Source organism: Pseudomonas sp. zfem001 (assembly GCF_032621725.1).
GTDB classification, from domain to species: Bacteria; Pseudomonadota; Gammaproteobacteria; order Pseudomonadales; family Pseudomonadaceae; genus Aquipseudomonas; species Aquipseudomonas sediminis.
Genome location: NZ_JAVYJI010000002.1, coordinates 64,219 through 89,294, shown reverse-complemented (window position 1 = coordinate 89,294; position 25,076 = coordinate 64,219). Strand labels below are relative to the sequence as shown.

The following is a 25,076-nucleotide window of genomic DNA, read 5'->3' as shown; positions in this document are numbered from 1 at the left end:
CTCTAGTCCTTTGTAAGGAGTCATCATGCCTTGGTACGTCTGGCTGCTGCTGGTCCTGGTGTTCGGCTCGGTGATTGGTAGCCTGCTGGTGCTGCGCAGCAGCGCCAAAAAGATGCGTCTGAGCGAAGACCAGCTCGAACGCATGCGTAAACGCGCCGTCGAGCAAGAGGCCAAGGACGCACGCGAGCGTCAACGCTAAGCGCCCCCACTCTCCGCGCCCTCTCAGCGCAAGAAGCCAAAGCCGAGGTGGTTTTTCGACTGCCTGCTAGACTGCGCGCCTTCTCAGGAGAAGGTGCCATGCCTCTGCATCTGCGCTTGCTGTTCCCCGCTCTTACCCTCGCTCTGGGCGCTGGCCTGGGCTTCATCGAGCCCGTCGGCCTGCTGTTGGGCAGCGTGTTCGTTATCGTCTTGCTGGCCGGACAACCGCGCCTGCCAAACTGGCTATGGCTGCCTTTGATCCTGCTCGGTGGAGTCGCCCTGGCGGCGCATCTCATACCCGGTTTCCGCCCCTGGCAGTTGTGGCAACCGCGCCTCCTCAGCCCGGACGCCGCGCCCTACGCGCTGCGCTTGTCCTGGGACAAACTGTTGCTGGGAACCGCCCTGCTCGCCTGGTGGCTAGGGCAACCACGCAGCCCCGTGAACTCGCTGAAAAATGCCTGGCTGGCGTGCATCGCCACCTTGCTGCTGGTGCCGCTACTGGCCATGGCGCTGGGCCTGGTCGCCTGGCAACCGAAATGGCCACAGGGCCTGCTGCTGTGGCTGGCGGTCAATCTCGGCATAGCGGTGCTGGCGGAAGAGTTGCTCTTTCGCGGTCTGCTGCAAAACGCCTTGATCAAGCGCCTGGGCATATGGCCTGGTTTGCTGTTGACGGCGGGTCTTTTCGGCGCAGCCCACCTGCCCTTCAGCACGCTATTTGCGGTGGTGGCGACCTGTGCAGGGCTGGGTTATGGGCTGGCCTTTCACTACAGCGGTCGCATTAGCTTGGCAATCGCCCTGCACGCAGCAGTCAATCTGCTGCATCTAATGCTGTTGAGCTATCCGCTACGACTGGCATGACAGCTATACGGTAAGGCGAAAATATGCGCTGCAATTCGCCTTTTACCCGTAGCCGCTCGAGCAAGGCGGCGAAGCGCTCAGGGCTTATCGGGGCGCCGGGACGGATCATCGCGTGATGACGGTAGACCTGATCGACCCCTTCCGAGATCAGCAGCTTGCGCGCATGCTCGCGATTACGCTCAACGAAGTCGTAAAGGTTGGAGCGGGTCACCAACGCCACATCCGCACGCCCGCGCACCACCATCAGCAGGTTGCTGTCGTGAGAGTGGCCGAGATTGGCATTGAAGGTGCGGGTAAGAAACTCCGGGTCACTGTTGAACTGGGCAAAGCCGTAGTGATAACCGCGGTAGAGCGCCAGACGTTTGCCTTCGAGCTGCTCGAAGTACTCCTGGCCGCGCCGTTCTTCCACTCTGGCAACGAATAACTCGGCGTCTTCCAGCCCCATGTCTACGGCCTCGGCGTCGATGTCCTGCCAACCCCACTGCGGGTTCTCGAAAATCGCCATGTCGATACGCCCTCGTTGCAGGTCGCTAAAGCGGCGCACAATGGCAGTGGGCAGCATGGTGAAATGGTATTCGGCCTGTTCTTGATTGAGCGCATCGAGCAGTTGCGGCAATAGGCCGCTCGACTCTTGCAGGTTGGATTTGATGACGTACGGAGGGAAGTGCGCACCGCCGACCTTGACGACCTCGGCAGCATAGAGAGAACTGGCAAACAATAGACCCAAGGCAGCCCAACACTCATGAACCCAGCGCCGCGAATGCCGCATGTCGAATCCCCAAAAAATCCTTCTTCTAGTGTGGTGCAGCCTACTCCAGTCTCTCCTGACCGACTAGATGGATTTTCACTGCGCAGACACTTTGCCGCCTAATGTCAGACGATACCGTCCAAGTAGCTTGGATAGCTCGCCATTGGCTTGTAACTGACTGAGCAATCCTGCCACTTCTGCAGGGCTCAGAGCCCCCTTCGGCCGCAGCAGAACCTGATGATGATAGAGCTGGTCCAGGCGCTCGGATACCAGAAGCTCAGACAGCATTTCCGGGTTTAGCTCCAGAAACAGCTCCAGGTATGAACGTGTCACCACTGCTATATCGACACGTCGCGCCAGCAGCATGCGCGCGTTGCTGTCGTGGGAGTAGGTCAGCACTGCGTTGAAGGTACGCGCAAGGTAGTCAGGGTCGGCATCGAATCCGGCAAAGCCGTAGTGATAGCCGTTATAGAGCGCCATGCGCTTGTCGCTAAGGTCCTCGAAATACTCCTGGCCGCGCCCCGGCTCAGCCGCAGCCACATAAACTTCCGCATCATCGATATCCAACCCCAAGGCCAGGTAAGAAGTGCCCTGCCACCCCCAACGGCTGGACTCGAAAAACATCAGATCGAAGCGGCCGCTCTCCAGGTCGCGGTAACGGCGGGTTGCCGAGGTCGGCACCAGGACGAAGCGATACCGCTGCTGCGCCGCGTTGAGCGCTTGCAGCAACTCGGGTACCAGACCTTGCGGGTGCTGCGAGTCAGGTTTATCCAGGTAAGGCGGGAAGTGATAGCCGCCGACACGCACCTCCTCGACCGCAACCGCGACAGGTACATGCACCAACAGGCAGGACAGCAGGCAAAAGGCTAATGCGCGCAAACTCGACCTCTCGTCACGGATCGCAACGCGGGAAGACCGCTGCGCCCGTGTTCGAGCCGAAAACCGGCGGGGGCTCCTAGCCTAGCCGAAATCGCTCAGGCGTCCTTACACACCAATGACAGCGCTTCCTCGGCCAGTTGATCCAGGCTCATCGGCCCTTGCGAGCGGAACCAGGTGTTGGTCCAGCTCAGCGCTCCCGTGAGAAAACGCCGCTGGATGAAAGGGTCGCCTTTGAAGTAACCGGCATCACGCGCCTCGCCGAGCACCGTCAGCCAGATCTGCTCGTAGGTGTCACGCAGCGCCAGCACCTGCGCCTGGCCGTCCTCCGACAGCGAACGCCATTCGTAAACCAACACCGCCATGGCCTCACCGGTCCCGCCCATGATCGACTGCAACTCGCAGCGGATCAGCGCCAGCAAGCGCTCGCGCGTACCTTGCGCCTCTGCCAGCGCGGAGCGCATCAGTGCAGTGTTGTAGACGATGGTTTCCTCCATCACCGAGCGCAGAATCTCGTCCTTGCTCTTGAAGTGGTGAAAGATGCTGCCCGATTGGATGCCGATGGCGGCGGCCAGATCACGCACCGTGGTGCGCTCGTAACCCTTGCTGCGGAACAGGTGGGCAGCCATCTGCAGCAGCTTGCCGCGGGCACTGTCCGGATCGGTCACCTGGCCGCTATCGACCAGTTCCTGCATCACGGCCTGGGCTCTGTGTTCGTCCACGCTGACTTCTCCCCTGATTGCCCTGCTCGGCGATTGTTCTGATTAATTCTTCATGCTGCCGGCAAGTGCTTGTCTTGCTTGATGAAATGTATGCGGCGCCAGCTGACCAAGCAAGCGCTTGGGCGCATTTTTGGCCGAATTGTCGTCTTTCACCACTTTTCAACCAAGCGCTTGCTTGGTAGTGTGAGTTCACCTTCTCAAATGTGTGACGGGCCAATTCCAATGACCAAAACCGTACGCATCGGCTGCGCCTCCGCTTTCTGGGGCGACACCTCCACCGCCGCCGCTCAACTGGTTCGCGGCGCCGAACTAGATTATCTGGTGTTCGACTACCTGGCCGAGATCACCATGTCGATCATGGCCGGCGCCCGCATGAAGAAGCCAGACGACGGCTACGCCCGTGACTTCGTCGAAGTGCTCGCGCCGCTGCTGGGCGAACTGGCAGCGAAGAAAACCCGCGTCATCAGTAATGCCGGCGGGGTCAACCCGATGGCCTGCGCTGCGGCCCTGAGCGCCGCCTGCGAGCAGGCCGGGGTGAACCTGAAGATCGCAGTGCTGCACGGCGACAACCTGCAACCCAAGCTCGGCGAGTTGGTCAAGGCCGGTACTCGCGAGATGTTCACTGGCGCCGCATTGCCGCCCTTCTGCGTTTCGGTCAACGCCTACCTGGGCGCACCGGGCATCGTCGCCGCTCTGGAACAGGGCGCCGACATCGTCATCACTGGCCGCGTGGTCGACAGCGCGGTGGTCAGCGCCGCCCTGGTGCACGAGTTCGGCTGGGCCTGGAGCGACTACGACAAGCTGGCCCAGGCCGCACTGGCCGGGCACATCATCGAGTGCGGCGCGCAGTGCACCGGCGGCAACTTCACCGACTGGCGCGACGTGCCGGATTACGAGCACATCGGCTTCCCCATCGTCGAAGTCGAGGACGATGGCCGTTTCGTCGTGACCAAGCCGGATGGTTCCGGCGGCTTGGTCACGCCTTTTACCGTTGGCGAGCAGATGCTCTACGAGATCGGCGACCCGCGCGCCTACCTGCTGCCGGACGTGATCTGCGACTTCACCCAGGTCGAGCTGAGCCAGGTCGGCGACAACCGCGTGCAGCTGCGGGGCGCACGCGGCCTGCCGCCCACCGACCAGTACAAGGTCAGTGCCACGCACCCGGACGGTTTCCGCTGCACCGCCAGCTTCCTGCTTGCCGGTATCGATGCCGTGGCCAAGGCCGAACGGGTCAGCGATGCGATCATCAAGAAGACCGAAGAGATGTTTGCCGAGCGCGGCTGGGGCCGTTACCAGGAAGTCAGCGTCGAGCTGCTCGGCAGCGAAGCCACCTATGGCGTCCATGCTCACCGCAAATACAGCCGCGAAGTGGTAGTGAAGATCGCCGCACGGCATGCCAAGAAAGAGGCGCTGATCCTGTTCTCCCGCGAGATCGCCCAGGCCGCCACCGGCATGGCTCCGGGCCTGACTGGTATCGTCGGTGGCCGCCCAACCGTCTACCCGGTGATCCGCCTGTTCAGCTTCCTGGTGGACAAGAGCGCCTGCGCCTTGAGCGTCGAGATCGATGGTGAACGCCAGCCGGTCGCCCTGCCGCAGATCGATACCTTCAACCCTGCCCAGCTTCGTGCACCGGCCGCTCTGCCCGTGCCAATGGGTGAAGCCGACTCCGCCGTCCCCCTGATCCGCCTGGCCGTGGCCCGCTCCGGCGACAAGGGCAACCACAGCAACATCGGCGTGATGGCCAGAAAGCCCGAATACCTGGCATGGATAGCCGCTGCACTGACGCCCGAAGCCGTCGCCAACTGGATGGCGCATACCCTGGACGCCGAGCACGGCCGCGTCAGCCGCTGGTACCTGCCGGGCAGCCACAGCCTCAACTTCCTGCTGGAAAACGCGCTGGGCGGTGGCGGCGTAGCCAGCCTGCGCATCGACCCGCAGGGCAAGGCGTTCGCCCAGCAACTGCTGGAATTCCCGGTGCCGGTGCCCAAGGCACTGGCCGACAGCCTGAACACTGCAACCGTCTCGTAGCGCGCAACGCGCACCGCAATCACTCAGGACAACAAGAACAATGAGCTACGACTCCGTATTCAAACCTGGACTGTTCAATGAACAGACCATCCTGGTCACCGGCGGCGGCAGCGGCATCGGCCGCTGCGTGGCCCACGAGCTGGCCCATCTGGGCGCCCACGTGGTGCTGGTCGGGCGCAAGCAGGAAAAGCTGGAGAAGACCTGCGCCGAGATTCTCGAGGACAGCGGCAGCGCCAGCTTCCAGGTCTGCGACATCCGTGACGAAGAAGCCGTGAAGGCCATGGTCGGCGCGGTGGTCAAGGAACGCGGGCGCATCCACCAGCTTGTGAACAATGCTGGCGGCCAGTTCCCCGCGCCGCTGATCGGCATCAACCAGAAAGGCTTCGAGACCGTGGTACGCACCAATCTGGTGGGCGGCTTTCTGGTAGCCAAGGAAGTCTTCCTGCAAAGCATGAGCAAGCACGGCGGCAGCATCGTCAACATGCTCGCCGACATGTGGGGCGGCATGCCCGGCATGGGCCATTCGGGGGCAGCGCGGGCCGGCATGGAGAACTTCACCAAGACCGCCGCCTACGAGTGGGGCCACGCCGGTGTGCGGGTCAATGCCGTAGCGCCGGGCTGGATCGCCTCCAGCGGCATGGACACCTACCCCGAGTCGATGAAGAACATGATCCGCAACCTCAAGGATCACGTGCCGTTGCAACGCATCGGCAGCGAGTCCGAGGTGGCCGCGGCCATCGTCTTCCTGCTCAGCCCGGGCGCCAATTTCATCAGCGGCAACACCATCCGCATCGATGGCGCCGCCAGCCAGGGCACCCGTGCCTGGACGTTGGGCAAGGCGAAAAACAGCGAGTCCTACAACGGTTTCCACCGGGCCTACGTGCCCGACGTACTGAAAGATCAGGAGTAAGGCGATGCCCGTGATCCAATCGGAAATCGATGTGCATGGCGAAGCCTTCGCGCAGAACCGTGACGCCATGCTGGCGGCCATCGCGGCCTTCCGCGACGTCGAGCAGAAGGTGCTCGACAAGGCGCAGGAAGCCAAGGCCAAGTTCGAGAAGCGCGGCCAATTGCTGCCGCGCGAACGCATCAACCTGCTGCTCGATGCCGGCGCGCCCTTCCTCGAGCTGTCCTCGCTGGCCGGCTACAAGCTGCACGACGACAAGGACGGCAGCCAGGCCGGCGGCGGCCTGATTGCCGGCATCGGCTACATCGCTGGCGTGCGCTGCCTGGTGATCGCCAACAACAGCGCGATCAAAGGCGGCACCATCTCCCCCACTGGCCTGAAAAAGTCGCTGCGCCTGCAGCAGATCGCCTTCGAGAACAAGCTGCCGGTGGTGACCCTGGCCGAGAGCGGCGGCGCCAACCTCAACTACGCCGCCGACATCTTCGTCGAAGGCGCGCGCGGCTTCGCCAACCAGGCGCGCATGTCCGCCATGGGCCTGCCGCAGATCACCGTGGTGCACGGCTCCAGCACCGCCGGCGGGGCCTACCAGCCTGGCCTGTCAGACTACGTGGTGGTGGTACGCGGCAAGGCCAAGATGTTCCTCGCCGGCCCGCCTCTGCTGAAAGCCGCCACCGGCGAGATCGCCACCGACGAGCAACTCGGCGGCGCCGAGATGCACGCCCAGGTCGCCGGCACTGCCGAATACCTGGCCGAGAACGACGCCGACGGTGTACGCCTGGCGCGCGAGATCCTCGCCATGCTGCCGTGGAACCAGCAGTTGCCGGCACGTCCGGCGAAAAGCTGGCGCGAGCCGCTGTACCCGGCCGAGGAACTGCTCGGCCTGGTGCCAGCCGACGCCAAGAAGCCCTACGACGTACGCGAGATCATCGCGCGCATCGCCGATGGCTCGGAGTTCCTCGACTTCAAGAACGAGTTCGACAGCCAGACCGTCTGCGGCCACCTGCAGATCGAAGGCCAGGCCTGCGGCTTCATCGGCAACAACGGCCCGATCACCCCGCAAGGTGCGGCCAAGGCGGCGCAGTTCATCCAGCTGTGCGAGCAGAGCAACACGCCGATCCTGTTCTTCCACAACACCACCGGCTTTATGGTCGGCACGGAGTCCGAGCAGAACGGCGTGATCAAGCACGGCTCGAAGATGATCCAGGCCGTGGCCAACGCCACCGTGCCCAAGCTCACCATCGTGGTTGGTGGCTCCTACGGCGCCGGCAACTACGCCATGTGCGGCCGTGGCCTCGACCCGCGCTTCATCTTCGCCTGGCCCAACAGCCGCACCGCCGTGATGGGCGGCGCCCAGGCCGGCAAGGTGCTGCGCATCGTCACCGAGGACAAGCACGCCAAGGAAGGCAAGGAAGCCGATCCGAAAATGCTCGACATGCTGGAAACCGTGACCGCGCAGAAGCTCGACAGCCAGTCCACGGCTCTCTACGGCACCGCCAGCCTGTGGGATGACGGCCTGATCGACCCACGTGATACACGCAAGCTGCTGGGCTTTTTGCTGGACATCTGCGCCGAAGCCAATCTGCGGCCGTTGAAGAAGAGCAGTTTCGGCGTCGCGAGATTTTAAACGTAGGGCGGGTGAAACCCGCCAAGCATGTGGCGGGTTTCACCCGCCCTACAGACCCATTCGATACGGAGCACAACAACAATGATCTTCACTCAAGAGCACGAAGAACTCCGCCGTACCGTCCGCAACTTCGTCGACAAGGAAATCAACCCGCACGTCGATGAGTGGGAAAAGGAAGGCCGTTTCCCCATCCACGACATTTTCAAGAAGGCCGGCGAGCTGGGCCTGCTGGGCATCTCCAAACCGGAAAAATTCGGCGGCATGGGCCTGGACTACAGCTACTCCATCGTCGCCGCCGAAGAGTTCGGCACCATCCATTGCGGCGGCATCCCGATGTCCATCGGCGTGCAGACCGACATGTGCACCCCTGCCCTGGCCCGCTTCGGCTCCGACGAGCTGCGCGAAGAGTTCCTCCGTCCGGCCATCACCGGCGAGATGGTCGGCTGCATCGGCGTCTCCGAAGTCGGCGCCGGCTCCGACGTGGCGGGCCTGAAGACCACTGCACGCAAGGACGGCGACGACTACGTGATCAACGGCAGCAAGATGTGGATCACCAACTCGCCGTCGGCCGACTTCATCTGCCTGCTGGCCAACACCAGCGACGACAAGCCACACGTCAACAAATCACTGATCGTGGTGCCGATGAAGACGCCCGGCATCACCGTCAGTCCGCACCTGGACAAACTCGGCATGCGCAGCTCCGAGACCGCCCAGGTGTTCTTCGACAACGTGCGCGTGCCGCAGCGCTATCGCATCGGCCACGAAGGCGCCGGTTTCATGATGCAGATGCTGCAGTTCCAGGAAGAGCGCCTGTTCGGTGCGGCCAACATGATCAAGGGCCTGGAACACTGCGTCGACACCACCATCGACTACTGCAAGCAGCGCCACACCTTCGGCCAACCGCTGATCGACAACCAGGTCATCCACTTCCGCATGGCCGAACTGCAGACCGAGATCGAAGCCCTGCGCGCGCTGGTCTACCAGGCCACCGAGCAATACGTGAAGGGTCGCGACGTGACCAAGCTGGCGTCGATGGCCAAGCTCAAGGCCGGCCGCCTGGGCCGCGAAGTGTCCGACAGTTGCCTGCAGTACTGGGGCGGCATGGGCTTCATGTGGGACAACCCGGTGTCGCGTGCCTACCGCGACGTGCGCCTGGTCAGCATCGGCGGCGGCGCCGACGAAATCATGCTCGGCATCATCTGCAAGCTGATGGGCATCCTGCCAGGGAAAAAGAAGGGCTGACCCATAGGGCGGGTAAAACCCGCCACTCACACCGTTGCGGCGGGTTTCACCCGCCCTACACCGAGGCTATGCGATGAACGACCTGCCCCACTGCGAAACCCTGCTGCTGAACTCCGTCGGTGGCGTGCTGCACATCACCCTCAACCGACCGGACAGCCGCAATGCCATGAGCCTGGCCATGGTCAGCGAACTGCGCGCCACCCTGGAAGCCGTGCGCCATGATCCGAACGTGCGCGCCCTCGTTCTGCGTGGTGCCGCCGGCCACTTCTGCGCTGGCGGCGATATCAAGGACATGGCCGGCGCCCGCGCCAAAGGTGGCGATGCCTATCGCGAGCTGAACCGCGCCTTCGGTGCGCTGCTGGAAGAGGCCCAGGCCGCGCCGCAGGTACTGGTAGCGGTGCTGGAAGGTGCCGTACTGGGCGGCGGCTTCGGCCTGGCCTGCGTGTCCGACGTGGCCATCGCCACCAGCGGCGCCAAGTTCGGCCTGCCGGAAACCACGCTGGGCATCCTCCCGGCGCAGATCGCCCCCTTCGTCGTGCACCGCATCGGCCTGACCCAGGCCCGCCGCCTGGCCCTGACCGCCGCCCGCTTCGACGGTGCCGAGGCGCTGCGTCTGGGTCTAGTGCACTACTGCGAAAGCGATGAAGCCGCCCTGCAGCAGCGTCTGGCAGAAACCTTGGAGCAAATTCGCCAGTGCGCGCCACAGGCCAATGCCCAGACCAAGGCCCTGCTGCTGGCCAGCGAGCGCGAAGCCCTTGGCCCGCTGCTCGACCGCGCGGCCGAACAGTTCGCCGCCGCCGTGACCGGCGCCGAAGGCGTCGAGGGCACCATGGCCTTCGTGCAGAAGCGCAAGCCGAAGTGGACTGCCGATTAAACCTGTGGGAGGGGCTTTAGCCGCGACCTGTAGCCCGTCGCGGCTAAAGCGGAGCAGCGCCCGTCCCCTCCCACACATGCCAGAACACCGTAGCCCGGATGCAATCCGGGGATCGCCCCACAGGAGCACAAAGATGCCCGCATTCAACAAGATCCTGATCGCCAACCGCGGCGAGATCGCCTGCCGGGTGATGCGTACCGCCATCGAACTCGGCTACCGCACCGTGGCGGTGTACTCCGAGGCCGATGCCGACGCCCGCCACGTGCAGATCGCCGACGAAGCCGTGTGCATCGGCCCGGCCCAGGTCAACCAGTCCTACCTGCGCATCGACGCCATCATCGACGCCGCGCACAAGACCGGCGCCGACGCCATCCACCCCGGCTATGGCTTCCTCTCCGAGAACGCCGACTTCGCCCGCGCCTGCGAAGCGGCTGGCATCGTCTTTATCGGCCCGACCGTGGAGGCCATCCACCTGATGGGCAGCAAGCGCCTGTCCAAAATCGCCATGCTGGAGGCCGGCGTGCCCTGCATCCCCGGCTACGAAGGCGCCGCCCAGGATGACGACACCCTGGCCAGCGAAGCCGAACGCATCGGCTACCCGCTGATGATCAAGGCCAGCGCCGGTGGCGGCGGCCGCGGCATGCGCCTGGTGCACGAATCCGCCGAACTGCTGGGGCAGATTCGCACCGCCCGTTCCGAGGCGCAGAACGCCTTCGGCTCCGGCGAGCTGATCCTCGAACGCGCGGTGATCCGCCCTCGCCACGTGGAGATTCAGGTCTTTGGCGACCAGCACGGCACTATCGTCTACCTTGGCGAGCGTGACTGCTCGGTGCAACGCCGCCACCAGAAGGTGGTCGAGGAGGCACCCTGCCCGGTGATGACGCCGGATCTGCGCAAGGCCATGGGGGAAGCGGCGGTCAAGGCTGCAGCCTCGGTGAACTACGTCGGCGCCGGCACCGTGGAGTTTCTGCTCGACACCAGCGGCGAGTTCTTCTTCCTGGAAATGAACACCCGCTTGCAGGTCGAGCACCCGGTTACCGAGCTGATCACCGGGCAGGATCTGGTGGCCTGGCAGATTCGCGTCGCCGAAGGCCAGTCCCTGCCACTGCAACAGGACGACATTCGCCTCACCGGCCACGCCATGGAAGTGCGCCTGTACGCCGAGGACTCGGCCGCCGGCTTCCTGCCGCAAACCGGCCAAGTGCTGCGCTGGGAGCCCGAGCTGCTGGCCGGCGTACGCATCGACCACGGCCTGGTCGAAGGCCAGGCCGTCACCCCTTTCTACGACCCGATGCTGGCCAAGGTCATCGCCTACGGCGAAACCCGCGACGAAGCCCGGCGCAAGCTGGTACGCGCCGTCGAGCAATGCGTGCTGCTCGGCGTCAACGGCAACCAGCGCTTCCTCGCCAACCTGCTCAAGAACCCGGAGTTCGCTGCCGGCAACGCCACCACGGCGTTCATCGCCGAGCATTTCGCGGATGACCCCAGCCTGCATCCGCATACCGCCAGCCTTGCCGAGCTGGCCATGGCCGCCGCCCTGCTCTACCAGGTCTCGGCCGACGCCCGTGCGCACCAACCCGGCCTGTCCGGCTGGCGCAGCGCCGGCAGCGCGCCCTGGCGTTTCGTCCTCAAGCAGGGCGAGCACAAGCACGCCGTGGAGCTGGACGTGCTCGCCAGCGGCGCCCAAGCGCACCTTTGCGTGCGTCGTGGCGAAGAACAGCTGTCCCTGCGCCTGCTGGCCAGCGACGGTCGCTGGCTGACCCTGGAACTGGACGGTGTGCGCCGCCGCCAGGCTTACCACATCGAAGGCGAGCACCTGTGGTTGTATGGTGAGCACGGCAACCTGGAACTGGTTGATGTCACCCACGAGCCGGCCGGCGGCCAGAACGCCGCGAGCAGCGGCGCGGTGAAGGCACCGATGGATGGCGCCATCGTCGACGTCCTTGTCGCCGAGGGCGCCAGCGTGAGCAAGGGGCAACTGCTGGTGGTGCTGGAAGCGATGAAGATGGAGCACCCGCTCAAGGCTGGTGTCGACGGCATCGTTCGCCGCGTCGGCGTGAGCCAGGGCGACCAGGTGAAAAATCGCCAGTTGCTGGTGGAAATCGAAGCCGCCGAGGTTTGACCACATCACCGCGGGAGGGGCTTTAGCCGCGATGAACAATGCTCGCGGCTAAAGCCCCTCCCACAGCCCCATAACAACAAGAAGGAGCACGTCCATGTCACTTTCCGGCAAGACCCTGTTCATCACTGGCGCCAGCCGTGGCATCGGCCGCGAGATCGCCCTCAAGGCCGCCGCCGATGGCGCCAACATCGTCATTGCGGCCAAGAGCGCCGAACCGCACCCAAAACTCGAAGGCACCATCTTCAGCGTCGCCGCCGAGGTCGAAGCCGCTGGCGGCAAGGCTCTGGCGCTGCAGCTGGACGTGCGCGACGAACAGGCCGTGGCGGCGGCCATGGCCCAGGCCGCCGAGCATTTCGGCGGCATCGACGCCCTGGTTAACAACGCCGGGGCGATCAAGCTGGTGGGCGTGGAGAAACTCGAACCCAAGCGTTTCGACCTGATGTACCAGATCAACACCCGCGCGGTGATGGTCTGCAGCCAGGCGGCCCTGCCCTATCTCAAGAAGAGCGCCGGCGGACATATCCTCAACCTCTCCCCGCCGCTCAACCTCGACGCCAAGTGGTTCGCCCAGCACGGCCCCTACACCGTCACTAAATACGGTATGAGCATGCTCACCCTGGGCATGAGCGAGGAGTTCAAGAAGTACAGCATCAGCGTCAACTCGCTGTGGCCAAAGACCATGATTGCCACCGCCGCCATCGAGTTCGAGCTGGGCAGCCGCGACGCCTTCAAGCGCGCACGCACCCCGGCGATCATGGCCGACGCGGCCCACGCGATCCTTGCCAGCCAGGGCCGCAGCATCACCGGCCGCCTGCTGATCGACGAGGACATCCTGCGCGAACAGGGCGTCAGCGACTTCGAGCCGTATCGCTTCGATCCCGCTGGCGGCAGCTTGGTACCGGATCTGTTTGTCGATTGAGCACGACTGGATACGCCACGCTCCCCTCTCCCATTCATGGGAGAGGGCTGGGGAGAGGGAATACCATTTCGACTTCGTAGCCCGGATCCGTAGGGTGCGCCGCGCGCACCGGCGAATCAGCCTTCGATACGCGAACGAAACAACTCCTGATGCTCGCGGCACTGCTTGGCCGCCAGCAGGAACACACCATGCCCGCCACGCTGGAAGTCCAGCCAGGTGAAGTCCACTTCCGGGTATAGCGCTTCGACATGCACCTGGCTGTTGCCCACCTCGACGATCAGCACACCACGCTCGGTGAGGTGATCGGCCGCCTCGGCCAGCATGCGTCGCACCAGATCCAGGCCATCATTGCCGCAGGCCAGGCCCATCTCCGGCTCGTGCTGGTATTCCGCCGGCATGTCGGCGAAATCTTCGGCGTCGACATAAGGCGGGTTGGAGACAATCAGGTCGAAACGCTGCCCTGGCAAACCGGCGAAGCCATCACCCTGCACGCAGTAAACGCGATCCTCCAGGCCGTGGCGCTCGATGTTGAGGTTGGCCACCTCCAGCGCGTCGAACGACAGATCGCCCAGCACCACCTCCGCTTCGGGGAATTCGTAGGCACAGGCGATACCGATGCAGCCGGAGCCGGTACACAGGTCGAGAATGCGCACCGGTTCGGTCGGCAGCCAGGGGGCGAAATGACGGTCGATCAGCTCGGCAATCGGCGAGCGCGGCACCAGCACGCGCTCATCAACGACGAAGGGCAAACCGCAGAACCAGGCTTCGCCGAGCAGGTAGGCGGTGGGCACACGCTCTTCGATGCGGCGCTTGAGCAATGCCTGCAAGTGGGCGTGCTCGTCGTCTTCCAGGCGGCAATCGAGGTAGGCGTCGGAGATTTCCCAGGGCAAGTGCACTGCGCCAAGCACCAGCTGGCGCGCCTCGTCCCAGGCATTGTCGGTGCCGTGGCCGAAAAACAGTTGCTCGGCCTGAAAACGGCTGACGGCCCAGCGGATGTAATCGCGCAGGGTGCGTAAACGGGTAGTGAGAGCAGTCACGGGCGGCCTCCGGGTGAAAAGTGCGGAAGTTTAGCCCAGTGCAGGTGGCTAGCGCATGAATGGCGGGTTAACGAATGCTCATAACCGCTCGCGCTTCTTGCGCAGCGCATCATCATCAGGACGGCGCAGCTCGCGCAGAACAGCGATGGCCACGGCGATGGAGAACAACAGCCAGAAATGCGGTGAATATTGCGACAAAAGTGACATGGCAACTCCTTTTGCGTACGACCCTGAGTCCTTCAGGGCAGTTCCGATTCTGCTCCGGCCAAACGCACTGAGCAAGCCTTGGCGCAGATAGAGGTTCACAGAGCGCTCTGGCAAGCGGACAATGGCACATTATCACCATCAGCCAGGAGCCCGAGATGTCCCATCCGCAAACCATGTTCCAGCTCACCGGTCGTGGCCACGCGCCGGCCAGCCTGAACAATGCGACCCTGCTGATCATCGACGCTCAGGAAGAATACCGCAGCGGCGTGCTGGCGCTGCCGGGCCTGGACCCTGCACTAGCCGAGATCGCCAACCTGCTGGCAGCGGCACGCAGCGCCGGTGCCGACATCGTTCACGTCAAGCACCTCGGCATTCCCGGCGGCCTGCTCGATCCCAGCGGCCCGCGCGGTCGTCACCTGCCGGAAGCGGCCCCGCTGGCTGGCGAGATCGTCGTTGAGAAACGCCTGCCCAACGCCTTTGCCGGTACCGAGCTGCATGATCGCCTGCAGGCACTCGGCCACCTGGACCTGATCGTCTGCGGCTTCATGACCCACTCCAGCGTCAGCACCACCGTTCGCGCCGCCAAGGACTATGGCTACCGCTGCACTCTGGTCGACGCTGCCTGCGCTACCCGCGACCTGCCCGCACCAGATGGCAGCGTGATTGCCGCCGCCGAAGTGCACCGCATCGAGATGATCGCCTTGGGCGATAACTTCGCCACCCTGGTGCCGCACGCCAAGTCGCTGGTGTGAAAGCGGTAGCAGTCTTGCCAGTGCAGCGGAACCTGAGCGCGACCAGCCGGTCATACCGCCGATAAACCAAAGGAAATCGGAATGAAGCTGTCCGACGATTTCGATGCACGCCGCCTGCGCCCGCGCCAGCCGAGAAACTGGCGCCTGCGTATCGGAGCCGGCCTGGGCGCCCTGCTCGCCGCCTTCGGTATTCTCCTGGCGATGGCCGGCGTCGCCTCACTGGCGGGTCGTGCACCAGTGCTGGGGGCGCTCAACGACTCCACCGGCGAGGCCATCGTCCTGCTGTTGTTCGGCCTGTTTCTGTTGTGGGCCGGCATCGCCTTCTGGCGTCGCTGCCGCAGACGCCTGCGCCGCCCCAGTGATCTGAGCCTGTCGCCCTCGCTGATGAAAAAGCGCGACTGACGGTCCAGCGACCATCAGCCAACCTCGTGCTGTGATGGCCAACAGGGTGGCCGCCCGCTCCGGCAGCCCATAAAATGGTGGCCTGTTTCGCGGAGCCTCCGATGCAAGACGACGATTTTTCCCTGTTCCAGGCCGAACTGCGCGGCGTCAAGCCGCTCAAGCACGACCGTGCCGACACCGGCAAACCCAAAGCTGACCGTAAACAGTTCAACACCCTGCGCCAGGCTGCGACCATCAGCCAGGGCGAGATCAAGGTGGATGGCCTGTCTGATCAGTTCGTCATCGACGTGGGCGCCGAAGACCCGCTGTACTGGGCTGGTAACGGCGTGCAGGACGGCCAGATGCGCAAGCTCAAGCTGGGCCAGATCCCCTTCGACGGCAGCCTCGACCTGCACGGTATGAGCGTTGAGAAAGCGCGCGACACGCTGTGGGAGTTTCTTGCCGAAGCCACCAAGCTGGAGATCCGCTGCGTGCGGGTCACCCACGGCAAGGCGGTGCGCATGGACGGGCGCAAGCCGATGATCAAGAGCCATGTGAACACCTGGCTACGCCAGCACCCGCAAGTACTGGGCTTCAGCTCCTGCGTAGCCAAACACGGCGGTACTGGCGCGGTGTACATCATCCTCAAGCGCACCATGATGGATGGTCGCGACGAGTAATCAGAGAACCTGGCACTCTTGCCAGGCCCCTGTCGGCGCCCTACCCTGCGCCCATTCGATACCCAACAGGATTTTCCATGTCCCTGGAACAACAGTACACCGCGATCCTTGGCCAACTTGGTGAGGACGTTTCCCGCGAAGGCTTGCTGGACACGCCCAAGCGCGCCGCCAAGGCCATGCAGTACCTCTGCCGTGGCTATCAGCAGACGCTGGAAGAAGTCACCAACGGCGCGCTGTTCAGCTCCGACAACAGCGAGATGGTGCTGGTGAAGAACATCGAGCTGTACTCGCTGTGCGAGCATCACCTGCTGCCGTTTATCGGCAAGGCTCATGTCGCCTACATTCCCAACGGCAAAGTGCTGGGCCTGTCCAAGGTGGCGCGTATCGTCGACATGTACGCCCGCCGCTTGCAGATCCAGGAAAACCTCAGCCGCCAGATCGCTGAAGCGGTCGAGCAGGTCACCGGCGCGCTGGGTGTGGCGGTAGTCATCGAAGCGCAGCACATGTGCATGATGATGCGCGGCGTGGAGAAGCAGAATTCCTCCATGGTCACCTCGGTGATGCTCGGCGAATTCCGCAGCAACCCGGCGACCCGCGGCGAGTTCCTCAATCTGGTTCGTTGAGCCAAGCCCCAGACGACGGCCGCTCACTTCGGTGAACGGCCGTCGGCATTTCAGGAGTTAGAAAGATGTTGCTCAAAGCCCTTCGTATCGGCCTGGGTCAGCTCGTCGTGTTCGTCGACTGGATCAGCCGCCCGCGCAAGCTCAAGCGCAGCCCCGAAGCGCAAGCCGAGGTCGAGCGCGCCACGGCCAACCTGGCGCTCTACCAGTTCCACGCCTGCCCGTTCTGCGTCAAGGTACGCCGCAATATGCACCGCCTGAACCTGCCGGTGCAGTTGCGCGACGCCAAGAACGATGCTGAACATCGTCAGGCGCTGGAGCAGCACGGCGGCCGCATCAAGGTGCCGTGCCTGCGCATCGAGGAAAACGGCCAGAGCACCTGGCTGTACGAGTCGAAGGCGATCATCGCCTATCTGGATCAGCGCTTCGCTGGTTGAGCCAAGCTTTCCGCAGGAGCCGGCTTGCCGGCGATGTCTCCGTAAAGGATTGCCGGCAAGCCGGCTCCTGCAGGTTCAGAATTCGGCACCTGAACTTCGTCCAGGCCTGCAGGCTCTCGACGATCCGGCACGGGTACTTTCGCGGCTGAAGCCGCTCCTACAAGATCGGCGTATCTTTGCCTGTTTCTGTAGGAGCGAGCTCTGCTCGCGAACAGCCTATTAGGGCTCGATACCGTAGACCTTGAGCTGGTCGAGGAACTGCGCTTCGTCCAGTACCTTCACCCCCAGCTCGCTAGCCTTGGCCAGCTTCGAACCGGCACCTGGCCCGGCCACCACGCAATGGGTCTTGGCCGATACCGAACCAGCCACCTTGGCGCCAAGGCTCTCCAGTTTTTCCTTGGCCACGCCGCGGCTCATCACTTCCAGGGTGCCGGTGAGCACCCAGGTCTGGCCAGCCAGTGGCAGGCCTTCTGCGACCTTCTTCTCGCTTTCCCAGTGCATGCCGAAATCTCGCAGTTGCTGCTCGATGGCGCGCGCGAGCTGGGCGTTCTCAGCATTGTCGAAGAACTCACGCACGGCCTTGGCCTGCTTTTCCGGCAGGGTCTGGCGCATGTCCAGCCAATCGCCGCCAAGCACGCCCTCCAGGCTGCCGAAACGCTCCGCCAGCTTCTGCGCCGCTCCGGGGCCGACACTCGGAATATTCAGTTTGTCGAGCATGCCGCCGAGGGTGGCGACGGCCGAGAACTCGGCGCTCAGTTCGCCCTCCTCCTGCAGTTCGAGGCCGCATTCGCCCAACAAGGCGCTGATCACCTGCTGATTGTGCTCATCCTCGAAGAAGCTATGGATCTCGTGCGCGACTTCCAGGCCAATATCCGGCAAGTAGGTCAGCACCTGCGGCAGCGCCTTGCGCACGCGCTCCAGCGAGGCCAGGGAGCGCGCCAGCACCTTGGCGGTTTCCTCGCCTACATCGGGAATACCCAGGGCGTAGATAAAGCGCGCCAGGGTCGGCCGCTTGCTGTCACTGATGGCCGCCAGCAACTTGTTGCTGGACACCTCGGCGAAGCCTTCCAGACCGATGATCTGCTCGAAGGTCAGTTTGTACAGGTCGGCCGGCGAAGCGATCAGCTTCTCGTCCACCAGTTGCTCGATAGTCTTGTCGCCGAGGCCTTCGATATCCATGGCGCGGCGCGAGACGAAGTGGATGATCGCCTGCTTGAGCTGCGCCTGGCAGCTCAGGCGACCGACGCAGCGATACACCGAGCCTTCGCTGAGCGACTCCTTGCCCTTGCTGCGCTTGACCAGTTGTGTGCGCTCCACGACTGAACCGCACACCGGGCATTGCTCGGGGATATGCACCGGGCGCGCATTATCCGGGCGACGCTCGGGCACCACTGCCATCACCTGCGGGATCACGTCACCGGCGCGGCGGATGATCACCGTATCGCCGATCATCACGCCGAGGCGCGCAACTTCATCCATGTTGTGCAAGGTTGCGTTGGCCACCATCACACCTGCCACCTTGACCGGATGCAGACGCGCAACCGGCGTCACCGCACCAGTACGGCCTACCTGAAACTCCACGTCGAGCAGCTCGGTCAGCTCTTCCTGCGCCGGAAACTTGTGGGCGATGGCCCAATGCGGCGTGCGCGCACGGAAGCCCAGCTGCTGCTGATCCTCGATATTGTTGACCTTGAACACCACGCCATCGATGTCATAAGCCAGGCTCATGCGCCGCGCGCCGATATCGCGGTAGTAGTCCAGGCAGGCCTCGACGCCCTTGGCCAGCTTCAGTTCGCGGCTGATGGGCACGCCCCAGGCTTTCAGCTGCTGCAGCATGGCCACCTGGGTCCCCGGCAGTTCACCGCTGACCTGGCCGACGCCATAGCAGCAGAACTCCAGTGGGCGGCTGGCGGTAATTTTCGGGTCGAGCTGACGCAGGCTGCCGGCAGCGGCGTTGCGTGGGTTGGCGAAGGTCTTGCCACCAATCTCGGCCTGCCGTGCATTGAGCTCCTCGAAGCCGGACTTGGGCATGAATACCTCGCCACGCACTTCCAGCACCTGCGGCCAGCCCTCGCCCTGCAGCTTGAGTGGCACGTTGCGGATGGTGCGCACGTTGCTGGTGATATCTTCGCCGGTGCTGCCATCGCCACGCGTAGCACCGCGCACCAACTGGCCATTCTCGTAACGCAGGCTGACGGCCAGGCCGTCAAGCTTGGGTTCGCAGCTGTATTCGATCTCGGCGCCGCCGCCGAACAGATCACCGCCCGGCACGCCAAGGCCGTTCTGCACACTGCGGTCGAAGGCACGCAGGTCGTCTTCCTCGAAGGCGTTGCCCAGGCTAAGCATCGGCACTTCATGACGCACCTCACCAAAGGCGCTGAGCGCCTCACCGCCGACGCGCTGGGTCGGCGAATCCGGCGTAACCAGCTCAGGGTGATCTGCTTCCAGCGCCTGCAATTCGCGGAACAGGCGATCGTACTCGGCGTCGGGTACGCTCGGCTCGTCCAGCACGTAGTAACGGTAGTTGTGCGCGTCCAGTTCGTTGCGCAGTTCGGAAATACGTTGGGCGGCGTCGGTCATGCTCGGTCTCTCAAACGAAAAGAGCAGCCTCGGCTGCTCTTTTGCAATGCACTGATGTTTCAGCGTTTCTGGGTCAGCTGCCGGCGCTCGAATTCGACGATGCGCTGGCGGTAATGCTCGATGGTCTGCGCGGTCATCACGCTGCGCTGGTCATCCTTCAGTTCGCCGCCCAGTTCGTGGGCCAGCTTGCGCGCGGCAGCGACCATCACGTCGAAGGCCTGCTTGGGATGACGCGGGCCAGGCAGACTGAGGAAGAAGCTCACGGCGCGGGTGCTGAAGCCTTCGATGTCGTCCAGATCGAAGGTGCCCGGCTTGAGAGCGTTGGCCATGGAGAACAGCACTTCGCCATTGCCAGCCATGCTTTCGTGGCGGTGGAAAATATCCATCTCGCCGAAGCGCAGGCCACTTTCGAGAATGTTCTGCAGCAGAGCCGGGCCCTTGAAACCGAAATCATCGCGGGCGACCACGTTGATCACCAGCACCTCTTCCACCGGCGCGGCATCAGCGGCTGGCTTGGCGGCTTTTTTCGGCTCGACGGGTTCGTCATCGACCGGATTGAGCAGAGTCGGCACCGGCTCATCGACGGCCAGGTTGAGATCACCTTGCTGCGGTTCGTTGCGTGGACGACGCGGCAGGTCCTTGGCAGTCATCGACGGCAGTTCGTCTTCGTCCAGCTGCGGCTCGTGGTCGCGATTAACCACACGCGGCGGGCTGAGAAGGTCCGGGTCACTGTCGTCATCAGGCATGTTGGCGAAGCTGCGGTCGAGCTTGAACTTGAGCCTGCCCTTGCCACCGCGCATACGGCGCCAGCCGTCGAAAAGAATGCCAGCGATAACGATGATGCCAATAACGATCAGCCACTCGCGCAGACCGAATTCCATGAAATACCTGACCCTTAATAATTCTGGTGAAAAAAAGATCCAATCAACCGGATCACAACTCGACTATAAAACGCGACGCCAACTTGATGTTCTATCTGACGTTTTCCGCGTGTAACAAAAGTGGGCAATAAGCTAGCACGACGAAAGGCAACTTTACACAGGGAGCCACATAAGGTTTTGCCTATATTCAGTTAATCTCGCGGCGTTCTGCCATCACGCCTCCACCATCGCCAGCGCCTCCTCGACATCCACCGCCACCAGGCGCGAACAACCCGGCTCGTGCATGGTAACCCCCATCAGTTGATCGGCCATTTCCATGGCGATCTTGTTGTGGGTGATGTAGATGAACTGCACCGTCGCCGACATCTCCTTGACCAGCCGCGCATAGCGCCCGACGTTGGCGTCGTCCAGCGGTGCATCCACTTCGTCCAGCATGCAGAACGGCGCCGGATTGAGCTGGAAGATGGAAAACACCAATGCCAAAGCGGTCAACGCTTTCTCTCCACCGGAGAGCAAATGAATGGTGCTGTTCTTCTTGCCCGGGGGCCGCGCCATGATGGTTACACCGGTATCGAGTAAATCTTCGCCGGTGAGTTCCAAATAAGCGTTGCCGCCACCGAAAACTTTTGGAAAGAGCGCCTGCAAACCGCCATTGATCTGATCGAAGGTGTCCTTGAAACGATTGCGCGTTTCCTTGTCGATCTTGCGGATGACGTTCTCCAGGGTTTCCAGCGCCTCGACCAGGTCGGCGTCCTGAGCATCCAGATAGCGCTTGCGCTCGGACTGCTGCTGATACTCGTCGATAGCCGCCAGGTTGATCGGCCCGAGACGAGCAATACGCGCGGCCATGCGCTCCAGCTCTTCTTCCCAGGCGCTTTCCGTGGCCTCGGCCGGCAGCGTGGCGATCACCCCGTGCAGGTCGTAATTGTCCTCGGCGAGCTGGTCGGCCAACGCCTTGCGCCGTACGTTGAGCGACTGCCAATCCATGCGCTGCTGCTCCAGCTGGCTGCGCAGCAGTTGCGCCTGCTGCTCGGCCTGGGTGCGGCGTTTCTCGGCATCACGCAACTCACGATCGGCATCTTCCAGCGCCAAACGCGCCTGACGCAGCTCGTCGTCCACCGCCATGCGCCGCTCGAGAAGCTCTTCGAGCTTGATACGCAGCTCTTCCAGCGGCGCCTCGCCCTCTTCCAGATTCAGCGACAACTGCTCGCGCCGCTCATGCAGGCGCTCGGCCTGCATCTCCAGGCGCTCCAGCGCCTGACGGGTGGAATCGTGCTGCGCCTTGAGCGAACCGACGCGCACCGCCAACTGGTGCGCATGATCCTTGTGCTGGCGGGCTTCCTGACGTACGCGATCAAGGCGCTCGCGCAGGCTGTCACGGCTGGCCAGCAGGCTTTCACGTTGCTCGTTATCCAGCGCCATGGCATCCAGTGCGTCCTGCAATTGCAGACGCGACTCGCCCAGTTGTTCCTGCTCGATCTCGCGCTGCTCGGCGGCCTCCTGCAGCTCGTCCTGCAGACGGCGGCGGCGCAAGCCCAACTGCTCGGCCTTGGCCTGGCTCGCGGACAGCTTGGCCTTCAGCTCAGCCAGCTGGCGCGCCAGTTCCTGGCCTTGACGGCGCTGCTGCTCGCGTTGTTCTTCCTGACGACGTTGATCATCGCGCAGCCCCAGCAGACGCTCATCCAGTTGCGCCAGCGCCGCTTCGCGCTCCTCACGTTCCAGTTGCAGACGCTCCAGCTCCTGGCCACGCGCCAGCACGCCGCTGTCGGCTTCGGCAGCACGACGTACGCGCAGAAAATGCCGACCGACCCAGTAGCCGTCGCGGCTGATCAGGCTTTCGCCGTCCACCAGTTGCGCGCGGGCCGCCAGCGCCTGCTCCAGGGATTCCACCGGGCGCACGCCGGCTAGCCAGGGTGACAGGTCGTGGCTCGACTCGATCTTGTCCAGCAAGCTGCCGGCACGCCGCACACCACCCGAAGCCGGGCTGGCCAAGCGCAGCTCGCCCTGCTCCAGCGCAGAGAAATCCAGGCCGGCGAAATCATCCAGCAGCACGGCCTGCAGGTCGGCACCGAGCACGGTCTCGACCGCCAGCTCCCAGCCGGACTCGACGCGCAGGCCTTCGGCCAGACGCGGACGCTGCAGCAGGTTCTGCTCACGCAGCCACTCGCCAGCGCCCTGCCCCGGATCGAGCGCAGCCTGTTGCAACGCCTCCAGCGACGCCAGGCGACCGTTCAGGCGTTGCAGCTCGCCTTGCGCCTGCTGCTGGGCCTGGCCGGCCTGCTGCAATTCCTCGCGCAGTTGCTGTAGGCGCTCGGCCTGCTGTTCTTCGGCCAGTTGCAGCGCTTCATGCTCCAACTCACCGGCAGCGAGCTGTTCGTTCAATTCGAGAATGGCGGCGTCTTCGGGATCGGCCGCCAGTTGCTGCAATTCTTCGTTGAGACGGCGCTGGCGTTCGGCCAGACGCTCCAGGCTCTGCTCCAACTGGGCGATGCGCGATTGCTGCACTTCAGCCTGGCGGCGCGGTTCGGCGCTGCGCTGGTTGAAGCCGTCCCACTGCTCCTGCCAGCCGTGCATGGCGGCCTCGGCCTCCTCCAGGCTGGCGGCGGATTCCTCCGCAGCGGCGGCGGTCATCTCCTGCTCGGGCAGGAGCATTTCCAGCTCTTCGCCCAGAGTGGCCAGCAAGGTGCGGTCGTGCCCCAGGTGCGATTCGGTTTCCAGGCGCGCCTTTTCCGCTTCGCGCAGGTCATCCTGCAATTGGCGCAGGCGCTGCTGGCCGTGCTGGATACTTTGCTCGACACGGGCGATATCGCCGCCCACGGAATAGAAGCGGCCCTGCACCAGGTTGAAGCGCTCGCTCAATTCGTGGTGACCGTCGCGCAGGCGCTCGATGGCGGCATCGGCGCTGCGCTGCTCGGCCACCAGGGCCTCGAAGGCCACTTCCTGATCACCGATCACCTGCTCGCGGCTGCCGACCTGCTGGTTCAGCGTCTGCCAGCGCAGGGCAAGCAGTTGCGCCTTGAGCTGGCGCTCCTCGGCCTTGTATTCCTGGTACTTCTCCGCCGCCTGGGCCTGGCGGTGCAGGCGTTCGAGCTGGCGCTCCAGCTCTTCGCGCAGGTCGGTCAGGCGTGCCAGATTTTCCTGGGTACGACGGATGCGGTTTTCGGTCTCGCGGCGGCGCTCCTTATACTTGGAGATGCCGGCGGCTTCCTCGATGAAGTTACGCAGTTCCTCGGGCTTGGCCTCGATCAGCTTGCTGATCATGCCCTGTTCGATGATCGAGTAGCTGCGCGGCCCCAGACCGGTGCCGAGGAAGATGTCGGTAATGTCGCGGCGACGGCACTTGGTGCCGTTGAGGAAATAGATGTTCTGCCCGTCGCGGGTCACCCGGCGGCGAATGGAAATCTCGGCGAAGGCGGCGTATTCACCCACCAGCGAGTTGTCGCTGTTGTCGAAGATCAGCTCGATGGAGGCCTGGGTCACCGGCTTGCGCGTGTTGGAGCCGTTGAAGATGACGTCGGTCATCGACTCGCCACGCAGGTTCTTCGCCGAGCTTTCGCCCATCACCCAGCGCACGGCGTCGATGATGTTCGACTTGCCGCAACCATTGGGCCCGACCACCGCCGCCATGTTGCTGGGAAAGCTTACCGTCGTCGGATCGACGAAGGACTTGAAGCCCGCCAGCTTGATGCTCTTCAGGCGCATCTGGGCTTATCGCTCGGCCAAAGTCGCCAGCACCAGCTGGCAGTTGTGCTCACCATAGGCCTGCAGCACCTCGCGGGCACTCACTGGGTCGCGGGCGATGATCGCCTGCAGCAGGCTGGCGAAGGTATTCATGAACTGGCCCATCTCGCCTTTGCGCCGCTCCAGCGCCAGGTGGTAGGTGCGGCTGATAGCAGGCAGCAGATTCTCCAGGGTTTCCTGCAGATAGGGGTTGTCGGCGAAGGGAAAGGCGGCGCGCATCACGTCGAAGCTGTTCTCGACAAAGGCGCCGATATCACCGCGCTCCAGGCTGGCCAGCAGGCGCTGCTGGATATCGATGAAAGGCGCCAGGTCGGTTTCCACCTTCCAGCGCTCGATCACCGCGCGCGCCAGCATGATGTAGAGCTCGATGCTCAGCGCATAGAGGCTGGTGACGTGGTGCGGGGTCAGTTCGCTGACCTGGGCACCGCGGCGCGGCAGGATCACGATCAGATGACGGCGCTCGAGAATCAGCAGCGCTTCGCGTACCGAACCACGACTGACGTTAAGGGCCTGGGTGACTTTCTGCTCCTGAATGCGCTCACGTTCCTTGAGCTCACCGCGAATGATGCGTTCGGCCAGGTAATGCGCGATTTGCTCGGCGAGGCTGTCCGGGGCCTTGAACGTCATGACATTCCTTATTTA

The 25,076-nt window shown here is 63.7% G+C and carries 23 protein-coding genes; 14 read left to right on the top strand and 9 right to left on the bottom strand.

The window, feature by feature from the left end:
• Nucleotides 1-25 precede the first annotated feature (25 nt).
• The gene (locus RTH74_RS08350) at nt 26-199 is read left to right on the top strand and encodes a DUF2897 family protein (protein ID WP_099525466.1); all 174 of its coding nucleotides are present in this window, start codon (nt 26-28) and stop codon (nt 197-199) included.
• 98 nt (nt 200-297) lie between these two features.
• Entirely contained in the window at nt 298-1,056 is a 759-nt protein-coding gene (locus RTH74_RS08345) for a CPBP family intramembrane glutamic endopeptidase (protein WP_099525465.1), read from the top strand.
• On the opposite strand, the gene RTH74_RS08340 is transcribed toward RTH74_RS08345, so the two are convergent.
• From RTH74_RS08340 to RTH74_RS08330, 3 genes are all read right to left on the bottom strand, one after another.
• Entirely contained in the window at nt 1,007-1,825 is an 819-nt protein-coding gene (locus tag RTH74_RS08340; RefSeq protein WP_125836563.1) for a substrate-binding periplasmic protein, read from the bottom strand. The two genes, RTH74_RS08345 and RTH74_RS08340, sit on opposite strands and share 50 nt — an antisense overlap.
• 75 nt (nt 1,826-1,900) lie before the next feature.
• Nucleotides 1,901-2,683, bottom strand: coding sequence for an ABC transporter substrate-binding protein (locus tag RTH74_RS08335; protein ID WP_316914359.1), 783 nt, complete (start codon nt 2,681-2,683; stop codon nt 1,901-1,903).
• A 95-nt stretch (nt 2,684-2,778) separates the two neighbouring features.
• A complete protein-coding gene (locus tag RTH74_RS08330; protein WP_316914358.1) occupies nt 2,779-3,402 on the bottom strand; it encodes a TetR/AcrR family transcriptional regulator in 624 nt (207 codons plus the stop codon).
• A 222-nt stretch (nt 3,403-3,624) separates the two neighbouring features.
• Between RTH74_RS08330 and RTH74_RS08325 the strand changes: the two genes are divergently transcribed.
• From RTH74_RS08325 to RTH74_RS08295, 7 genes are all read left to right on the top strand, one after another.
• Nucleotides 3,625-5,430, top strand: a complete 1,806-nt coding sequence (locus RTH74_RS08325) for an acyclic terpene utilization AtuA family protein (protein ID WP_316914357.1) — start codon at nt 3,625-3,627, stop codon at nt 5,428-5,430.
• Between the two features lie 40 nt (nt 5,431-5,470).
• Nucleotides 5,471-6,340, top strand: coding sequence for an SDR family oxidoreductase (locus RTH74_RS08320; RefSeq protein ID WP_099525460.1), 870 nt, complete (start codon nt 5,471-5,473; stop codon nt 6,338-6,340).
• 4 nt (nt 6,341-6,344) lie between these two features.
• Nucleotides 6,345-7,961 carry a geranyl-CoA carboxylase subunit beta gene (gene atuC, locus RTH74_RS08315; RefSeq protein ID WP_316914356.1) on the top strand — a complete coding sequence of 539 codons (1,617 nt, stop codon included), beginning with the start codon at nt 6,345-6,347 and terminating at the stop codon, nt 7,959-7,961.
• Between the two features lie 81 nt (nt 7,962-8,042).
• Nucleotides 8,043-9,203 carry a citronellyl-CoA dehydrogenase gene (gene atuD, locus RTH74_RS08310; RefSeq protein WP_084341157.1) on the top strand — a complete coding sequence of 387 codons (1,161 nt, stop codon included), beginning with the start codon at nt 8,043-8,045 and terminating at the stop codon, nt 9,201-9,203.
• A 73-nt stretch (nt 9,204-9,276) separates the two neighbouring features.
• Nucleotides 9,277-10,077, top strand: coding sequence for an isohexenylglutaconyl-CoA hydratase (gene atuE, locus RTH74_RS08305; protein ID WP_316914355.1), 801 nt, complete (start codon nt 9,277-9,279; stop codon nt 10,075-10,077).
• Nucleotides 10,078-10,210: 133 nt separating this feature from the next.
• Nucleotides 10,211-12,199 (top strand): acetyl/propionyl/methylcrotonyl-CoA carboxylase subunit alpha, encoded by a 1,989-nt coding sequence (locus RTH74_RS08300; protein ID WP_316914354.1) that lies wholly within the window; start codon nt 10,211-10,213, stop codon nt 12,197-12,199.
• Nucleotides 12,200-12,293: 94 nt separating this feature from the next.
• Nucleotides 12,294-13,118: an NAD(P)-dependent oxidoreductase gene (locus RTH74_RS08295; protein ID WP_316914353.1), complete on the top strand. Its 825-nt coding sequence runs from the start codon at nt 12,294-12,296 to the stop codon at nt 13,116-13,118.
• Between the two features lie 116 nt (nt 13,119-13,234).
• On the opposite strand, the gene prmB is transcribed toward RTH74_RS08295, so the two are convergent.
• Together prmB and RTH74_RS08285 are read right to left on the bottom strand one after the other, a co-directional pair.
• Complete coding sequence (gene prmB / locus RTH74_RS08290; RefSeq protein ID WP_316914352.1) at nt 13,235-14,155, bottom strand: 50S ribosomal protein L3 N(5)-glutamine methyltransferase; 921 nt, start codon at nt 14,153-14,155, stop codon at nt 13,235-13,237.
• 78 nt (nt 14,156-14,233) lie between these two features.
• Nucleotides 14,234-14,362, bottom strand: coding sequence for a hypothetical protein (locus tag RTH74_RS08285; RefSeq protein WP_256579520.1), 129 nt, complete (start codon nt 14,360-14,362; stop codon nt 14,234-14,236).
• A gap of 155 nt (nt 14,363-14,517) precedes the next feature.
• Between RTH74_RS08285 and RTH74_RS08280 the strand changes: the two genes are divergently transcribed.
• From RTH74_RS08280 to RTH74_RS08260, 5 genes are all read left to right on the top strand, one after another.
• Nucleotides 14,518-15,114 (top strand): cysteine hydrolase family protein, encoded by a 597-nt coding sequence (locus RTH74_RS08280; protein ID WP_099525453.1) that lies wholly within the window; start codon nt 14,518-14,520, stop codon nt 15,112-15,114.
• 81 nt (nt 15,115-15,195) lie between these two features.
• Nucleotides 15,196-15,516, top strand: coding sequence for a hypothetical protein (locus tag RTH74_RS08275; protein ID WP_099525452.1), 321 nt, complete (start codon nt 15,196-15,198; stop codon nt 15,514-15,516).
• A gap of 101 nt (nt 15,517-15,617) precedes the next feature.
• On the top strand, nt 15,618-16,175 hold the full coding sequence (locus RTH74_RS08270) for a Smr/MutS family protein (RefSeq protein WP_106735240.1): 558 nt from the start codon (nt 15,618-15,620) through the stop codon (nt 16,173-16,175).
• Between the two features lie 77 nt (nt 16,176-16,252).
• Nucleotides 16,253-16,798 (top strand): GTP cyclohydrolase I FolE, encoded by a 546-nt coding sequence (gene folE / locus RTH74_RS08265; protein WP_074680367.1) that lies wholly within the window; start codon nt 16,253-16,255, stop codon nt 16,796-16,798.
• A gap of 65 nt (nt 16,799-16,863) precedes the next feature.
• On the top strand, nt 16,864-17,232 hold the full coding sequence (locus tag RTH74_RS08260; RefSeq protein ID WP_099525450.1) for a glutaredoxin family protein: 369 nt from the start codon (nt 16,864-16,866) through the stop codon (nt 17,230-17,232).
• A gap of 219 nt (nt 17,233-17,451) precedes the next feature.
• Here the strand turns inward: RTH74_RS08260 and ligA are convergent, their stop codons facing one another.
• The 4 genes from ligA to RTH74_RS08240 all read right to left on the bottom strand — a co-directional run bounded on the left by ligA (nt 17,452) and on the right by RTH74_RS08240 (nt 25,061).
• On the bottom strand, nt 17,452-19,812 hold the full coding sequence (gene ligA / locus RTH74_RS08255; protein ID WP_316914351.1) for an NAD-dependent DNA ligase LigA: 2,361 nt from the start codon (nt 19,810-19,812) through the stop codon (nt 17,452-17,454).
• A gap of 59 nt (nt 19,813-19,871) precedes the next feature.
• Nucleotides 19,872-20,693 (bottom strand): cell division protein ZipA, encoded by an 822-nt coding sequence (gene zipA, locus RTH74_RS08250; RefSeq protein ID WP_099525448.1) that lies wholly within the window; start codon nt 20,691-20,693, stop codon nt 19,872-19,874.
• Nucleotides 20,694-20,906: 213 nt separating this feature from the next.
• Entirely contained in the window at nt 20,907-24,395 is a 3,489-nt protein-coding gene (gene smc, locus RTH74_RS08245) for a chromosome segregation protein SMC (RefSeq protein ID WP_316914350.1), read from the bottom strand.
• A 6-nt stretch (nt 24,396-24,401) separates the two neighbouring features.
• Nucleotides 24,402-25,061, bottom strand: a complete 660-nt coding sequence (locus RTH74_RS08240) for a GntR family transcriptional regulator (RefSeq protein ID WP_106735237.1) — start codon at nt 25,059-25,061, stop codon at nt 24,402-24,404.
• Between the last annotated feature and the right edge of the window lie 15 nt (nt 25,062-25,076).

Excerpts from the sequence above, each read along its gene's own strand:
- RTH74_RS08350 (WP_099525466.1), top strand. The coding sequence starts at position 26 with ATGCCTTGGTACGTCTGGCTGCTGCTGGTCCTGGTGTTCGGCTCGGTG.
- RTH74_RS08345 (WP_099525465.1), top strand. The coding sequence starts at position 298 with ATGCCTCTGCATCTGCGCTTGCTGTTCCCCGCTCTTACCCTCGCTCTG.
- RTH74_RS08340 (WP_125836563.1), bottom strand. The coding sequence starts at position 1,825 with ATGCGGCATTCGCGGCGCTGGGTTCATGAGTGTTGGGCTGCCTTGGGT.
- RTH74_RS08325 (WP_316914357.1), top strand. The coding sequence starts at position 3,625 with ATGACCAAAACCGTACGCATCGGCTGCGCCTCCGCTTTCTGGGGCGAC.
- RTH74_RS08320 (WP_099525460.1), top strand. The coding sequence starts at position 5,471 with ATGAGCTACGACTCCGTATTCAAACCTGGACTGTTCAATGAACAGACC.
- atuC (WP_316914356.1), top strand. The coding sequence starts at position 6,345 with ATGCCCGTGATCCAATCGGAAATCGATGTGCATGGCGAAGCCTTCGCG.
- atuD (WP_084341157.1), top strand. The coding sequence starts at position 8,043 with ATGATCTTCACTCAAGAGCACGAAGAACTCCGCCGTACCGTCCGCAAC.
- atuE (WP_316914355.1), top strand. The coding sequence starts at position 9,277 with ATGAACGACCTGCCCCACTGCGAAACCCTGCTGCTGAACTCCGTCGGT.
- RTH74_RS08300 (WP_316914354.1), top strand. The coding sequence starts at position 10,211 with ATGCCCGCATTCAACAAGATCCTGATCGCCAACCGCGGCGAGATCGCC.
- RTH74_RS08295 (WP_316914353.1), top strand. The coding sequence starts at position 12,294 with ATGTCACTTTCCGGCAAGACCCTGTTCATCACTGGCGCCAGCCGTGGC.
- RTH74_RS08285 (WP_256579520.1), bottom strand. The coding sequence starts at position 14,362 with ATGTCACTTTTGTCGCAATATTCACCGCATTTCTGGCTGTTGTTCTCC.
- RTH74_RS08280 (WP_099525453.1), top strand. The coding sequence starts at position 14,518 with ATGTCCCATCCGCAAACCATGTTCCAGCTCACCGGTCGTGGCCACGCG.
- RTH74_RS08275 (WP_099525452.1), top strand. The coding sequence starts at position 15,196 with ATGAAGCTGTCCGACGATTTCGATGCACGCCGCCTGCGCCCGCGCCAG.
- RTH74_RS08270 (WP_106735240.1), top strand. The coding sequence starts at position 15,618 with ATGCAAGACGACGATTTTTCCCTGTTCCAGGCCGAACTGCGCGGCGTC.
- folE (WP_074680367.1), top strand. The coding sequence starts at position 16,253 with ATGTCCCTGGAACAACAGTACACCGCGATCCTTGGCCAACTTGGTGAG.
- RTH74_RS08260 (WP_099525450.1), top strand. The coding sequence starts at position 16,864 with ATGTTGCTCAAAGCCCTTCGTATCGGCCTGGGTCAGCTCGTCGTGTTC.
- ligA (WP_316914351.1), bottom strand. The coding sequence starts at position 19,812 with ATGACCGACGCCGCCCAACGTATTTCCGAACTGCGCAACGAACTGGAC.
- zipA (WP_099525448.1), bottom strand. The coding sequence starts at position 20,693 with ATGGAATTCGGTCTGCGCGAGTGGCTGATCGTTATTGGCATCATCGTT.
- smc (WP_316914350.1), bottom strand. The coding sequence starts at position 24,395 with ATGCGCCTGAAGAGCATCAAGCTGGCGGGCTTCAAGTCCTTCGTCGAT.
- RTH74_RS08240 (WP_106735237.1), bottom strand. The coding sequence starts at position 25,061 with ATGACGTTCAAGGCCCCGGACAGCCTCGCCGAGCAAATCGCGCATTAC.